The 13,816-nt window shown below is 73.0% G+C and carries 14 protein-coding genes; 9 read left to right on the plus strand and 5 right to left on the minus strand.

Annotated elements, in window-relative coordinates; genetic code table 11:
• The first annotated feature begins 19 nt into the window (after window positions 1–19).
• Both LO931_RS01950 and LO931_RS01955 read left to right on the plus strand, forming a co-directional pair.
• Window positions 20–934: a DUF2785 domain-containing protein gene (locus LO931_RS01950; protein WP_229051520.1), complete on the plus strand. Its 915-nt coding sequence runs from the start codon at window positions 20–22 to the stop codon at window positions 932–934.
• Window positions 935–944: 10 nt separating this feature from the next.
• The gene (locus LO931_RS01955) at window positions 945–2,618 is read left to right on the plus strand and encodes an acetolactate synthase (protein ID WP_229051521.1); all 1,674 of its coding nucleotides are present in this window, start codon (window positions 945–947) and stop codon (window positions 2,616–2,618) included.
• Here the strand turns inward: LO931_RS01955 and LO931_RS01960 are convergent, their stop codons facing one another.
• The gene (locus LO931_RS01960; protein ID WP_229051522.1) at window positions 2,619–3,416 is read right to left on the minus strand and encodes a siderophore-interacting protein; all 798 of its coding nucleotides are present in this window, start codon (window positions 3,414–3,416) and stop codon (window positions 2,619–2,621) included.
• 79 nt (window positions 3,417–3,495) lie between these two features.
• On the opposite strand from LO931_RS01960, the gene LO931_RS01965 reads away from it, so the two are divergent.
• From LO931_RS01965 to LO931_RS17615, 4 genes are all read left to right on the plus strand, one after another.
• Window positions 3,496–5,205, plus strand: coding sequence for an ABC transporter ATP-binding protein (locus LO931_RS01965; RefSeq protein ID WP_229051523.1), 1,710 nt, complete (start codon window positions 3,496–3,498; stop codon window positions 5,203–5,205).
• Window positions 5,202–6,959: an ABC transporter ATP-binding protein gene (locus LO931_RS01970; protein WP_229051524.1), complete on the plus strand. Its 1,758-nt coding sequence runs from the start codon at window positions 5,202–5,204 to the stop codon at window positions 6,957–6,959. Before LO931_RS01965 ends, LO931_RS01970 begins: the two co-directional genes overlap by 4 nt.
• Before the next feature lie 191 nt (window positions 6,960–7,150).
• Window positions 7,151–7,498, plus strand: a complete 348-nt coding sequence (locus LO931_RS01975; protein ID WP_229051525.1) for a thioesterase family protein — start codon at window positions 7,151–7,153, stop codon at window positions 7,496–7,498.
• Between the two features lie 41 nt (window positions 7,499–7,539).
• On the plus strand, window positions 7,540–7,614 hold the full coding sequence (locus LO931_RS17615) for a 50S ribosomal protein bL37 (RefSeq protein ID WP_369797015.1): 75 nt from the start codon (window positions 7,540–7,542) through the stop codon (window positions 7,612–7,614).
• Between the two features lie 71 nt (window positions 7,615–7,685).
• Here the strand turns inward: LO931_RS17615 and rsrA are convergent, their stop codons facing one another.
• The 4 genes from rsrA to LO931_RS01995 form a co-directional block, all read right to left on the minus strand.
• Complete coding sequence (rsrA, locus tag LO931_RS01980) at window positions 7,686–7,985, minus strand: mycothiol system anti-sigma-R factor (RefSeq protein ID WP_229051526.1); 300 nt, start codon at window positions 7,983–7,985, stop codon at window positions 7,686–7,688.
• Window positions 7,982–8,608 carry a sigma-70 family RNA polymerase sigma factor gene (locus tag LO931_RS01985; RefSeq protein WP_229051527.1) on the minus strand — a complete coding sequence of 209 codons (627 nt, stop codon included), beginning with the start codon at window positions 8,606–8,608 and terminating at the stop codon, window positions 7,982–7,984. The genes rsrA and LO931_RS01985 overlap by 4 nt, the downstream gene beginning before the upstream one ends.
• A gap of 107 nt (window positions 8,609–8,715) precedes the next feature.
• A complete protein-coding gene (locus LO931_RS01990) occupies window positions 8,716–9,453 on the minus strand; it encodes an SOS response-associated peptidase (protein ID WP_229051528.1) in 738 nt (245 codons plus the stop codon).
• A 17-nt stretch (window positions 9,454–9,470) separates the two neighbouring features.
• A complete protein-coding gene (locus tag LO931_RS01995; RefSeq protein ID WP_229051529.1) occupies window positions 9,471–10,121 on the minus strand; it encodes a hypothetical protein in 651 nt (216 codons plus the stop codon).
• 178 nt (window positions 10,122–10,299) lie between these two features.
• On the opposite strand from LO931_RS01995, the gene LO931_RS02000 reads away from it, so the two are divergent.
• The 3 genes from LO931_RS02000 to aroA are packed head-to-tail and all read left to right on the plus strand — an operon-like array spanning window position 10,300 to window position 13,807.
• A complete protein-coding gene (locus LO931_RS02000; protein ID WP_229051530.1) occupies window positions 10,300–11,946 on the plus strand; it encodes a sigma-70 family RNA polymerase sigma factor in 1,647 nt (548 codons plus the stop codon).
• A 38-nt stretch (window positions 11,947–11,984) separates the two neighbouring features.
• The gene (locus LO931_RS02005) at window positions 11,985–12,461 is read left to right on the plus strand and encodes a DoxX family protein (RefSeq protein WP_229051531.1); all 477 of its coding nucleotides are present in this window, start codon (window positions 11,985–11,987) and stop codon (window positions 12,459–12,461) included.
• Window positions 12,462–12,502: 41 nt separating this feature from the next.
• Window positions 12,503–13,807: a 3-phosphoshikimate 1-carboxyvinyltransferase gene (gene aroA / locus LO931_RS02010; protein ID WP_229051532.1), complete on the plus strand. Its 1,305-nt coding sequence runs from the start codon at window positions 12,503–12,505 to the stop codon at window positions 13,805–13,807.
• Window positions 13,808–13,816: the final 9 nt, after the last annotated feature.

Consider the following 13,816-nt stretch of genomic DNA (forward strand, 5'->3'; position numbering starts at 1 on the left):
ACGTGGCACGATGGGGACGATGACCGAGTCGACCTGGGAGTCCGTCCGTTCCACGGGCATGGAAGTACCGGTCGACCGACCGCTCCACGAGATGACGGCCGAGCTCGTCTCGATGCTGGGCGACCCGGAGCCCCGTGTGCGCGAGGAGCTCGCCTACCCCGTGCTGACCTCCTGGCTCCAGCGCGGCGTCTACGACGACCTGCTCTCGGGTCTCGGCGACGGCATCGTCAGCGGGCTGGGGTTCGGCCTCGGCCGCGACGGCGACTCCTCCGTCATCCGGCGCTCGTACAGCGCGCTGATGCTGGCCGAGATCGTCGGTCGTGACAACGACCGGCACCTCGTCGAGGCCTCCTCGGTGCTGGCCTGGGGCGACGCCGCGACGAGCTGGTACGTCCGCGAGTTCGACCACCGCGGCTGGATCGCCGAGATGGGCTGGGCCCACGCCATCGCCCACGGCGCCGACCTGCTCGCCGCCCTCGCGAGGTCGCGACACTTCGGAGCCCTGGAGCTCACGGTGCTGCTCGACGTCATCGCCGACCGGGTGCTGGCCCCCACGGCGTACACCTGGCGCCACGGCGAGGACGACCGCCTCGCGTTCGCGGTCATGACCCTGCTGCACCGCAACTCCCTCGACACGACGCTCGTCGAGCCGTGGCTCGCCCGCCTCGGGGCCGGGCTCCAGCCACCGCCCACGCGGGGTCACCTCGAGATCGAGTGGCCGACGACCGAGGCGCGCAACACCTCGGCGTTCCTGCGGGCGCTGCACCTGCAGCTCGCGCTCGGCGTGCAGGGGCGTTCGGACCTGCGCGGCGACGCCGAGCTGTTCGCCGAGCAGCCCACCGACCGCGCCGACCTGCTGCTCGCCGTGCTCGACCAGATCCGCGCCGAGAGCCCGTGGCTGTACCGCCCCACGTCGCGCACGCCCGTCCCGTAATCTGCGTCACATGACTGACGCGGACCAGACCAGCCCCGACCAGCCCGTGCACGGCGGCGTCATCGCGACCGAGGTCGCGCGCGCCCACGGCGTGGAGGCCATGTTCACGCTCTCCGGAGCGCACGTCTTCCCGATGTACGACGGAGCGGTCAAGGCCGAGCCGCCGATGCCGATCATCGACGTGCGGCACGAGCCGTCCGCGGTGTTCGCGGCCGAGGCGATCGGCAAGCTGACCCGGAAGCCGGGTCTCGCGGTGCTCACGGCCGGTCCGGGTGTCACCAACGGCGTCAGCCCCATCGCGCAGGCCCAGTTCGCGGGCTCCCCGCTCGTCGTCATCGGCGGACGCGCGCCGGCCAACCGCTGGGGTCAGGGCAGTCTGCAGGAGCTCGACCACCCGCCGATCCTGAAGACCGTCACGGCCCTCTCCACCACCGCGCACACCACCGCCGACATCGGCCCCACGGTCGACGAGGCCTTCCGCGTCGCCGGGTCCTCGCACCGCGGACCGACCTTCCTGGACGTGCCGATGGACCAGTTCTTCGACACCGCCGCCCGCCACACCAGCGCGGGAGCCGTCGAGGCGATCGCGCCCGACGGCGACGCCCTCGCGAAGGTCGCGGCGCTGCTCGCCGGGTCCTCGCGCCCGCTCCTGATCCTCGGCACCGACGTCTGGGCCGACGGCGCCGAGGAGGCGGCGCTCCGCCTCGTGGAGGAGACCGGCGTCCCGGTCATCGCCAACGGCATGGGCCGCGGCATCGTGCCCGGCGGCCATCCGCAGCTCGTCACCAAGGCCCGGTCCGCGGCACTCAACGGCGCCGACCTGGTGATCGTGGTCGGCACTCCGCTCGACTTCCGCCTCGGCTACGGCGTGTTCGGCGGCAAGGACGACACGACGCCCGCCCGGGTCGTGCACCTGGCCGACTCCCCCGCCCAGGTCTCGACGCACGCGAGCCTGGCCGCCAGCGCCTCGGGCGACCTGACGCAGGTGCTCGACGGCGTGCTCTCCGGGCTGCAGTCGGCCAGCGGCGGCAAGCCCGACTGGACCGCCTGGCTGTCCGACCTGCAGGACCAGGTCAGGGCCGGCATCGAGCGCGACGACGCGCTGCTGACCGCCACGGCCGACCCCATCCACCCGGCCCGCATCTACGGTGAGCTGCTCCCCCGCCTGGCCGACGACGCCGTCGTGATCGGCGACGGCGGCGACTTCGTGTCGTTCGCCGGCAAGTTCGTGGAGCCGAAGCGGCCCGGCGGCTGGCTCGACCCCGGCCCCTACGGCTGCCTGGGCGCCGGCCTCGGTGCAGCCATCGCGGCCCGCATCGCGCGGCCGTCGAGCCAGGTCGTGCTGCTGTTCGGCGACGGCGCTGCGGGCATGTCGCTCATCGACGTCGACACCCTGGTCCGCCACAACCTCCCGGTCGTGATGATCGTCGGCAACAACAGCGCCTGGGGCCTGGAGAAGGGCCCGATGCAGATGCTCTACGGCTACGACGTCGCCGCCGACCTGGCGCCGGGCACGCGCTACGACCAGGTCGTCACGGCACTCGGCGGTGGTGGCGAGCTCGTCACCGACCCGAAGGAGATCGGCCCGGCGATCGACCGCGCCTTCGCCTCCGGCATCCCCTACCTCGTCAACGTGCTGACCGACGTCGACGCCGCCTACCCGCGGGCGACCTTCGGGATCTGATCAGCGGCGCGAGGTGCGCACGGCGGTCGTGCGCTCCTTGCGCCAGTAGCCGGCGATGTCGCAGGTGCCCCGAGCGAAGCCGTGCGCCCGGGCCCAGCGGCGGATCGGCTTGAGGACCCCCGCCTCGCCGGCGGCCCAGAGGAACACCTTCCGCTCGGCCGGGAGCTCCAGCGCCGCGAGGTGCGCACCCAGCACGTCGTCGCCCGCATCCGCGACCTCCGGGTCGTCGAGGTGGAACCACGTCACCCTCACCCCTGGACGCACCGCGAGCTCCTGCTCCTCGCCCGCGTCGGGCACGAGCACTGCGACCTCGGCGTGCACGTGTTCGGGCAGCTCCTCCAGCCACCGGGCGACCGCCGGCAGCGCTGTGTGGTCGGCCAGCAGCACGTGCAGGTCGAGCTCGGGCGGGACAGGATCGGTCGGGCGGGGGCCGGTCAGCCAGAGGGTGTCGCCGGGCTCGGCCCGCTGCGCCCAGTCCGACGCGAGACCGCCCGGGTGCACCACGAAGTCGATCCACACCTCACCGGAAACGGCGTCGAGGCGCCGGATCGTGTACTCCCGGAAGGGCGGGAAGGGGCGGGGCCACACGAGGGTCTCGCCGTCCTCGGCCAGGACCGGGGGCCGCGTCGCGCCGTCCGCATCGGGGAACACGAGCTTGACGTGCTCGTCGGGCGTGAGGCCGACCATCCCGGCGGCCTGGGGCCCACCGAGCACGACCCGCACCATGCGCGGCGTGACCGACTCACGGCGCAGCACCACGAGCTCGCGCACGCTCGGTCCGGCTCCCGTCGCAGTCATGTCCCCATTCTGCGACGAGGACCGCTCGGGCCCGGACCCGGACCGTTCCAGGGCGCGAAGGTGAGGGTAGCCTCATCAGGTGGTCACAGGAGCGAGCAAGGGTCGGGTCGCGCCCCGCTCCACCCGCCGGATCCTGTTCGGTCCGGTGTCGCGCAACCGCCGCCTCGTGCTCAGCGGGACGCCGCTGATCGTCCTGTGGCAGCTGTGCGAGGCCCTCGTGCCGGTCATGATCGGCGTGACCATCGACGTCGGCATCGAGACCGGTGCGCTCGGCCCGTTCGCCCTCGCCTGCGCCGGGATCGTCGTCGTGTTCCTCTGCCTCAGCTACGGCTACCGCTTCGGCGCCCTGTTCCTGATGCGGGCGCTGCAGGACGAGTCGCACCGCATCCGCGTGGAGGTCGCCGAGAAGGCCGTCGAGCCCGTCGACGACCCGCGGCTCGCCGGCGAGTGGCTCTCGCTCGCGACGGCCGACGCCGAGAAGGTCGCGGCGCTCGTGTTCCAGCTCGCGTTCACGGCCGCATCGATCGTGACCGTCCTCGCCACGGCCGTCTACCTCGCCCGCACCGACGTGACGCTCGCACTGGTGATCCTGCTCGGGCTGCCCGTCACCGTGGCGATCACGCAGATCGTCTCGCCAGCCATCGCCCGCCGCACCAGCCGCGAGCAGGCCGCCATCGCCCGCGTCGCCGGCATCGCGGGCGACCTGATCGCCGGCATCCGTCCGCTCAAGGGCATCGGCGCCGAGACCACGGCGAGCGGCCGCTACCGCGAGGCGAGCCGCGCCGCGCGGCACTCCAGCATCGTGACCGCCCGCTCCTGGGGCTACATGTCGGGCCTCACGACGCTGGTCTCCGGCCTCTTCCTCGCGCTGGTGGCCCTCCTGGCGGGCGGCCGCGCGATCGACGGCGAGCTGTCGCTCGGCGAGCTCGTCGCGATCGTCGGCCTGACCCAGTTCCTGGCCGAGCCGATCAAGCTGCTGGGTGACCTGTCGGCCCAGTTCGCCGCCAGCCGGGCCTCCGCCCAGCGCCTGCACGACGCCCTCGCTGCCGGGTCGCACGTGCTCGACGGCCCCGAGCGGCTCCCCGACGGCGCTCCGCGCGAGGTGAGGTTCGACGGGGTGACGGCGGGTCCGCTGGTCGGCGTCGACCTGACCTGCTCGCCCGGACGGCTCGTCGCGATCACGACCGACGGACCCGAGAGCGCCGACGCGGTGGTCGCCCTCCTCGAGGGCACCGTCCGCCCCGTCACCGGCTCGGTGCGGCTCGGCGGGGTCGACCTGCAGCAGCTGGACCGCGCCGACCGCCGTGGCGCCCTGCTGGTCGTGCCGCACGCCGCGACGCCTCCCGAGGGCACGGTGCGTGCCGCGATCGACCCGGACGCACGCCTCGACGAGACCGAGCTCGACGCCGTGCTGACCGCCTCGGCGTCGCACGACGTCGTCGACGCGCACCCCGATGGGCTCGACCACGCCGTGCGCATCGGGGGCAGCAGCCTCTCCGGTGGGCAGCGCCAGCGCCTGACGATCGCGCGATCGCTCGCGGTGGCGCCGCCCGTGCTCGTGCTGCGGGACCCCACGACCGCGATCGACGCCGTCACGGAGCAGCAGATCGCCCTGGGTCTGCGCACGCGCCGCGACGCGGGCACCGCCACGCTCGTCGTGACGTCCTCCCCCACGCTGCTGGCCGCCGCCGACACGGTCGTGTGGATCCGCGACGGCCGCGTCGTGGCCAGCGGCACCCACCACGACCTGCAGGACGACCCGGCCTACCGCGAGGACGTCCTGCGATGAGCCGCAACCTCCTGCCGGTCGCGACCGGACGCGACACGACCCGGCTGCTCGCGCAGCACTTCCGCCGGCGCCCGGCCGCCGTGACTCTCGCGGTCCTCGGCTTCCTCACGACCGGGGCCGCCGGCATCGTGGCGCCTCGAGCGCTCGGCGAGATCGTCGACGTCGTGCAGACCGGTGCCGAGCGGGGCGGGGGCGAGGCGTCCGACCTGGCCGGGCCGGTCATCGCGATCGTCATCGCCTCCGTCGTCGGCGCGATCGCCGCCGCCGTGGCGGTCGCCGCGCTCGCGCAGGCCACGATCCCGGTGCTGGCCGAGCTGCGCGAGACCGTGCTCGACCGCGCGCTGCACCTCGACGCGGGCCGCCTCGAGGAGGCCGGCACGGGCGACGTCATGGCCCGAGTCGGCGACGACGTACGCACCGTGACCGACTCCCTCGACGAGGCCGTGCCGCTGCTGCTGACCTCGCTCATGGCCATCGCGTTCACCGCCGGAGGGCTCTTCGCCCTCGACTGGCGGCTCGGCCTGGCCGGCCTGCTCGCGGTGCCCGGCTACGTCGGCGCGCTGCGCTGGTACCTGCCGCGCTCCGGGCCGGTGTACCGCGCCGAGCGGATCGCCCAGGGCGAGCGCGCGGAGTCGCTCATGGCCACGCTCGAGCACGCACCCACGATCCGGGCGTTCTCGCGGGAGACGCAGGCCGTCGGCGAGATCGAGCGGACGTCGTCGGACGCCCGTGGCCTCGCGATTAAGACCTTCTGGATGCTGATGCGCTACGGCGCCCGCACGAACCGCGCGGAGTGCATCGGCGTGCTGATCATCCTGGTCGCGGGCTTCCTGATGGTGCGCGGCGACGTCGTCACGATCGGCGCGGCGACCGCGGCCGCGCTGTACTTCCACCGCCTCTTCAACCCCATCGGCGGCGTGCTCAACGTCTTCGACGACGTGCAGTCGTCGGGGGCGTCGCTGACCCGGCTGGCCGGTGTCGCGCTGCTGCCCGCGCACGACGAGCGCTCGGAGCCGCTCGCGGGCGAGGCACGCCTCGAGCTGCTCGGGGTCGGTCACGAGTGGGAGCCCGGGACGCCGGTGCTGCACGAGGTCGACCTGGTCGTCGAGCCCGGTGAGCGCGTGGCGATCGTGGGCGCGAGCGGCGCGGGCAAGTCCACCGTCGCGTCGATCGCCTCCGGCATCACGACCCCGACGTCGGGTCGCACGCTCCTGGCGGGCCGCCCGATCGACGAACTCGGCCCCGGGACGGTGCGGCACCACGTCGCCGTGGTCAGCCAGGAGGTGCACGTGCTGACCGGCACCCTGCGCGACAACCTCACCCTCGCCGCTCCCGACGCGTCCGACGAGGACCTCGTGTCCGCGCTCGAGGTCGTGGCCGCTGCACGGTGGGTCGCGGCCCTCCCCGATCGGCTCGACACCCGCGTCGGCAGCTTCGGGCACGCGCTCACGAGCGCCCAGGCCCAGCAGCTCGCCCTCGCCCGGATCGTGCTGCGCGACCCGGCCGTCGTGGTGCTCGACGAGGCGACCGCCGAGGCCGGCTCGGCCGGCGCCCGGGAGCTGGAGGTGGCTGCCGCCAACGTCGTGCGCGGCCGCACCGCCATCGTCATCGCCCACCGCCTCACCCAGGCCCAGACCGCCGACCGCGTCGTCGTGATGGACCACGGCCGCATCGTCGAGCTCGGCACCCACGACGAGCTCGTCGCCGCCGGCGGCCGCTACGCCACCCTCTGGAACGCCTGGTCGGGGGTTTAGGGGTTCCGTTCGGGCCGGGCCGGGAAGGTTGCCGCTCGCGGTGGTGACGGACAAGCGGCATGGACCAGCGCGGTGGCGCCTCCGCTCCCTGAAAGCTTCCAGATGTGTGCGCTAAGCGACCTCCGAGGGCCTGATGGCGGTCGGTTTGTGCACAAATCGGCCACGCGCCGGCGGGTCGGTAACCTCGCTCCATGGCCAGCCTCACCCGCATCGTGACCGACGCCGACACCGCGATCGCCGTGGGCAGTGGTGACCTGGAGGTGCTGGGGACGCCCGTGGTGGTGGCGTGGTGCGAGGCCGCGACCTGTGCGGAGCTCGAGCTGGAGGCGCACCTGACCAGCGTCGGCACGCACGTCGACGTCCGACACCTGGCGCCGTCGCCGGTCGGCGCGACGATCGAGGTCACCGCGACGGTCACCGAGCGGAGCGACCGGGCTGCCACGTTCGCGGTCGAGGCGCGTCAGGGCGAGACCGTCGTGGCCGCGGGCACTGTCGTGCGCGCGGTCGTGGACCGGGCGCGATTCCTCTCACGCCTGTGAGGTGTGCGATCATGGGGGGTCCATTCTTCGAGGAGGCCACCATGGGTAAGACCGGTCGCAAGCGGCGCGCTCGCCGCAAGAAGGGCGCGAACCACGGCAAGCGCCCCAACGCGTGACTCACGCGTGATCAACGAAACCCCCGCACCTGGCGGGGGTTTCGTCGTTCCGGGGGCGTGCGGCGCCCGGATCAGTCGATGATGCGCGTCTCGGAGATCGTCGTGCGCGTGTAGCGCGTGCCGTCGATCTCGACCTGGACGGCCCGGATGGACTGCAGCACCTTCTGGCGCAGCGGCTCGGGCGCCGCCTCCTGGCAGGAGCGCGAGACCAGCGAGCGCACGACCTGCTCGAGGTCGTACTCGGTCAGGCAGTCGCTGCAGCTGTCGAGGTGCGACTGCACCTCCTCGCACGAGGCGTCGTCGATCTCGCGGTCGATGAACAGGTAGAGATTCTGCAGCGCGTCGCCGCAGTCGGGTCCGTCACAGCTCATGAGGACACCTCCTTCGAGGACGCCACGGCCATGCCGCGGTCGCGCGCGTAGTCCGACAGGAGCTCGCGGAGCTGGCGGCGACCCCGGTGCAGCCGCGACATCACGGTGCCGATCGGGGTGTCCATGATCTCGGCGATCTCCTTGTAGGGGAAGCCCTCGACGTCGGCGAGGTAGACCGCGTAGCGGAAGTCCTCGGGCAGCGCCTGGAGCGCGTCCTTGACGTCGGAGTCGGGCAGGTGCTCGAGCGCCACCATCTCGGCCGACTTCAGGCCCGACGAGGTGTGCGCGGCCGCGGCAGCGATCTGCCAGTCCTCGATGTCCTCGCTGACCTGCGTGGGCTGGCGCTGCTTCTTGCGGTACGAGTTGATGTACGTGTTCGTGAGGATCCGGTACAGCCACGCCTTGAGGTTGGTGCCGGGCCGGAACTGGTGGAACGACGAGAACGCCTTGGCGAACGTCTCCTGCACCAGGTCCTCGGCGTCGGCCGGGTTGCGGGTCATCCGCAGGGCGGCCGAGTACAGCTGGTCGAGGAACGGCAGAGCGTCGGCCTCGAACCGCGCCTGGCGCTGCTCGGGGCTCTCGTCGGCACTGACCGTGTCGGTCGTGCGGTCGATGTCATCCATTGCTGACGATCGTACCGGCCTCGTGCGTTCGGGTGCGTCACAGACGAGCATGGGCCCTCCTTTACACCGGTTCACAACGACGCCGGCGCGGAACCTATTCCGAAGGGCTACTCCGCGTCGAGCGGCCTCAGCAGCTCGGGACCGTTGTTGCGCACGTTGTTGACGGCGGTCGAGACCGGCCACGCCTGCAGCCGGCCCGGGGTGGCCGGGTGCAGCAGCGCGAAGAGCTCGTCCTTGCCGTGCGGGGCCGGGTCGAGCCAGGCGTCGAGGTGCTCAGCGGCCACGAGCCACGGCGCCCGGTCGTGCAGGCGACCGTCCTCGCCCTCGGCGGCGGTCGTGAGGATCGTGAAGCTCACGAGCCACTCGGCGTCAGGGTCGTCCTTGGGCTTCCAGAACTCGTAGAGGCCCGCGACGCCGAGACCCTCGCCCCCTCCGTCCGGGGTGTGACCCGTGATGAAGAACGGCTGCTTCGGCGGCTTGCCGGCACCCGTGTCGGGGCCCTGGTACCACTCGTAGAACCCGTCGAGCGGCACCACGGCGCGCCGCTTGGCGAAGGCCCGCTTGAACGACGGCTTCTCGTCGACGGTCTCCGAGCGCGCGTTGATCATCTTGTTGCCGATCGATGGGTCCTTGGCCCAGCTCGGCACCAGCCCCCACTTCGCCGTCAGCAGCTCGCGCGTGACCGCGGACGAGTCGTCGGCGGCACGGGCGATGACGAGCGGCGCCTGCTTGGTCGGGGCCATGTTGAAGTCGGCCGAGATCGCGTCCTCGGCGACGGCGAGCGTCGTGCCGAAGTCGTCGGTGAGCCGCTGGGCCGTCCGTGTCGTCGCATATCGACCGCACATGGGACCAGCAGACCAGATCAGGACGTCAAGCGCGAGAGCAGCCACGTGACGGCGTCGCCGTCGCGGGGCAGCCGCTCGACCCAGACCCGCGGTTCCGGCGCGTCCGTCAGGGCCTCGTGCAGCAGCCGTGCGAGCACCGTCAGCCCGAGCAGGTCGGCGTCACCGGAGCGCGTGAGCGCGGCGAAGCGGTCGACGGCGAGCCGTGCGACCGTCTCGTGCGCCGGGAACGCCACGGTCAGCGCGTGCGCGACCTCGAGCCCCCGCAGGGCGTCCTCGAGCTCGTGCGCTCCCTTCGCACCGAGCTCGACCACCACCAGGGAGTGGGACACCGCGGGCTCCCCACCGCGATGTGCCGCCTGCCGGTAGACGTCGTCGAGCCGGGTCCGCAGGTGCGGGACCGAGGCCAGCGACGTCAGGGGGTCATGACAGTCCGCGTCGGTGACGGCAGGCGGGGCGCTCCCCGTCCACGCCTGCGCCACCGCGCGGACTGCCACGTACGGGGGTTCGCGGCCGGGGCTGAGGTCGGCGATCGCCTCCATCGCCTCCACCAGCGGCACGCCCTGCGACGCTGCACTCGCTCCCACCTCGAGTGCAACGTCGACCAGGGACGGCCGACCGCTGTTCACGGCGCGGGCGAACGCGGCTGTCGCGACGTCGTAGTCGTTCATCCGGTCCCTCCTCGCTCGTGCCGTTCTCGGGAGTGGAACGGGCGGGACCCCGGGTCGTGACGCGGGTTCGGCCACCTTTTTTTCCGGACGGGCGGAGGGGGGCTCTCGACGCAACTTTCGCGGCCCCCGTGACACCAGGGGCGCACCGGTCGTTAACTGGGCCGGAGGAGGGAGTTTCGTGAGCGTTTCCGACACGGAGGCACGGGAGCAGGTCGGCGACGTCGACCTGATCGCCGCCGTGCGCGCCGGCGACACGGTCGCGTACGGCGTGCTCTTCGAGCGTCACCGCGCTGCCGCGGAACGGCTCGCGCGCCAGCTCGTGTCGGGTCTCGGTGCCGACGACCTCGTCTCGGACGCCTTCCTCAAGGTGCTGGGCGTGCTGCAGCGGGGCGGCGGCCCGGACGAGGCCTTCCGCGCGTACCTGCTGACCTCGGTGCGACGCCTGCACATCGACGGACTGCGCTCCTCCCAGCGCGAGCGCACGACCGACGACGAGCAGACGCTCGACCGTCCGGTCGAGTTCATCGACCCGGCCGCGATGGAGTTCGAGCGCGGCGCCGCGGGCGAGGCCTTCCGATCGCTCCCGGAGCGGTGGCAGCTCGTGCTCTGGCACCTGGACGTCGAGGGCCAGAACCCTGCCGACGTGGCTCCCCTGCTCGGCATGGCTCCCAACAGCGTCTCGGCCCTCGCGTACCGCGCCCGTGAGGGACTGCGGCGCGCCTACCTCCAGCAGCACCTCGCGCCGACGCTCGACGCCGAGTGCCGCGACACCACGACCAAGCTCGGTGCCCACGTCCGGCACGGGCTCGCGGCGCGCGACACCCGCAAGGTCGAGGAGCACCTCGACACGTGCGCCCGCTGCACCGGGCTCTACCTCGAGCTGCGCGACGTGAACTCCAGCCTGGGTGCCGTCCTCGGCCCGATCCTGCTGGGCTCGGCCGCCACCGGCTACCTGGGCGCCGCGACGACCGCCGGGACCGCCGGGGTGCTCGGAGCCGGCACCGCCGCCGGGCTCGCGCTCTCGACCAAGACGATCCTGGTCGAGACCGTCCGGGTGGCCTCGGCCCCGGCGCGCATCGCCGTCGGCACGAGCATGGTCAGCTCGGCCCCGGCCGCCGTGGCGACCGTCGCGCTGGCCAGTGCCGCCACCGTCGGCGTCGTCACCACCACCGCGGCCGTCACGAGCCCGTCGACGACCGCGGTGCTCTCCCCCATCCAGGAGCCGCCGCTCGACCCCCTGGACGACGGCATCCGCATCCCGGCCCCCGTGCCGACCGTGACGATGCCGGAGCCCTCCCCGTCGCCGACCCCGTCGCCCGAGCCCACCGCGACGCAGGAGCCGGAGCCCACTGCCGAGCCGGAGACGCCCGCCGAGCCCGAGCCCACGGCCGATCCCGAGCCGGAACCGACCGAGACGACGGAGCCTCCGCCTCCACCGCCCGTGGTCGGCACCGACTTCGCCCTCGGCGTCGCCGGCGCGGTCAACGACCGACCCGCCTTCCAGCGCACCCTGACCGTCCCCATCACAGGCACCACCACCGGCGGCGTCCCGGCCGACCGTGAGGTCTTCGTGCGCGTCGACTTCACCCGCCCGACCCTGTTCCGATCGGTCGGCGCGGGCTGGACGTGCTCGGCAACCCCCGAGCGCTGGACCACGACGCTCACCTGCACGACCACCGTCCCGGCCGGCGAGAACACCTCGCTGCAGCTCACGGTCGCCGGCGTGCGCCCGAGCGGCACCCTCACGCTGACGGCCGACGAGGACCCGGACACCAGCAACGACACGACGACCTTCGTCAGCCCGTCCTTCCTGCTGCTGTTCTGACGTGTTGCCGAGTGGGGCGAATGCGGTAGACAGGTGCCATGACAGTTCTGCGCACGGTGGCCCGCCCGATGCTCGCCTCGATGTTCGTCGTCGGAGGCATCAACTCGTTGCGTCACGCGAAGGCCCTCGCGCCCGCCGCGCAGCCCGTCTCCGACGCCATCGCCCCGCTCGCCCCGCAGCTCCCTGTGACCCCCACCAACGTCGTTCGCGCCCACGGCGCGATCAACGTGGTCGCCGGCGCGGCCCTCGCCACCGGACGCCTCCCGCGCCTGTCGGCACTCGTGCTGGCGGGCAACCTCGCGCCGGCCACCGTCCAGGGCCACCGCTTCTGGGCCGAGCCCGACGCCGCGGCCCGCTCCAACCAGCAGGTGCACTTCTTCAAGAACGTGTCGCTGCTCGGTGGGCTCCTGATGTCGACGCTCGACCCCGACCCGCACAAGAAGATCCTCGTGCGCCGAGCGAAGGACAAGGTCGTCGAGGCGGCCGACACCGTCGCCGACGCGATCTCCCGCTGACGCCCCTCGGTCGCCCGTCGCGGGCGCTAGTCTGACCCGCGATGAGTGAACCGTTGCCGTGGCTGGCTCCCACGCCCACAGAACCCGTCGTCGGCCAGATCATCGTGCCGGGCTCGAAGTCGCTGACCAACCGCGCGCTCGTGCTCGCCGCGGTCGCAGAACGTCCGTCGGTGCTGACCCGCGCCCTCGGCTCCCGCGACACCTCGCTGATGATCGCCGCGCTCACGGCACTCGGAGCCAGCGTCGACCGTGACGGCATCGAGTGGACCGTGCGGCCCGTCGACCCCTCGCGCGCCGCCCCCGTGACGATCGACTGCGGCCTCGCCGGCACCGTCATGCGGTTCGTTCCCGCCCTCGCGGCACTGGGCTCCGCCTCCGTGACCTTCGACGGCGACGATCGCGCCCGGGAGCGGCCGATGGACGTCACGATCTCCTCGCTCCGGGCCCTCGGGGTCGAGGTCGACGACGCCGGTGCCGACGGTCAGGGTCGCGGCACGCTCCCGTTCACGGTGCACGGCACCGGCGGCGTCGAGGGCGGGCCGATCTCGATCGACTCCTCCGCGTCCAGCCAGTTCGTCTCGGCCCTGCTGCTCGCCGCACCCCGTTTCGCCCGGGGGCTCGACCTCACGCACACGGGCCCGACCCTGCCGTCGGCGCCTCACATCGCGATGACCGTCGAGCAGCTCCGGGCCCGCGGCGTGACGATCGAGACCCCGGTCGACGGCGACCCCACACGGTGGCGCGTGCAGCCCGGCCCCGTGTCGCCGCTCGACACCGAGATCGAGCCGGACCTGTCGAACGCCGGCGTGTTCGTCGCCGCGGCCCTCGTGACGGCCGGCGAGGTGCGCGTGCGCAACTGGCCCGCCAGCACCGACCAGGCCGGGGACGCCTGGCGGCGGCTCGCCGTGGCGTTCGGTGGCACCGCCGAGCTCGACGGCGACGACCTGGTGGTGACCGGCCCGAAGAAGCTGTCCGGCGTCGACCTCGATCTGGGTGACGTGGGCGAGCTCGCGCCCGTCGTGGCAGCGGTGGCCGCCCTCGCCGAGACCCCCTCGCGCCTCACGGGCATCGCCCACCTGCGGGGTCACGAGACCGACCGCCTCGCGGCCATCGCCACCGAGTTCCGCCGCCTCGGTGGCGACGTCGACGAGCTCGACGACGGCCTGGAGATCCGGCCCCGCCCCCTCCACGGCGACGTCTTCCGCACGTACCACGACCACCGCATGGCCCATGCCGCCGTCGTGCTGGCCCTGAGGGTGCCCGACGTCTTCGTCGAGAACGTCGTGACGACGGTCAAGACCTACCCGAACTTCGCCCCCGTGTGGGAGCGGCTGGTCGACGCGTGAGTGTCCTCG

It is taken from the genome of Aeromicrobium sp. Leaf350, from assembly GCF_916858655.1.
Lineage (GTDB): Bacteria > Actinomycetota > Actinomycetes > Propionibacteriales > Nocardioidaceae > Aeromicrobium.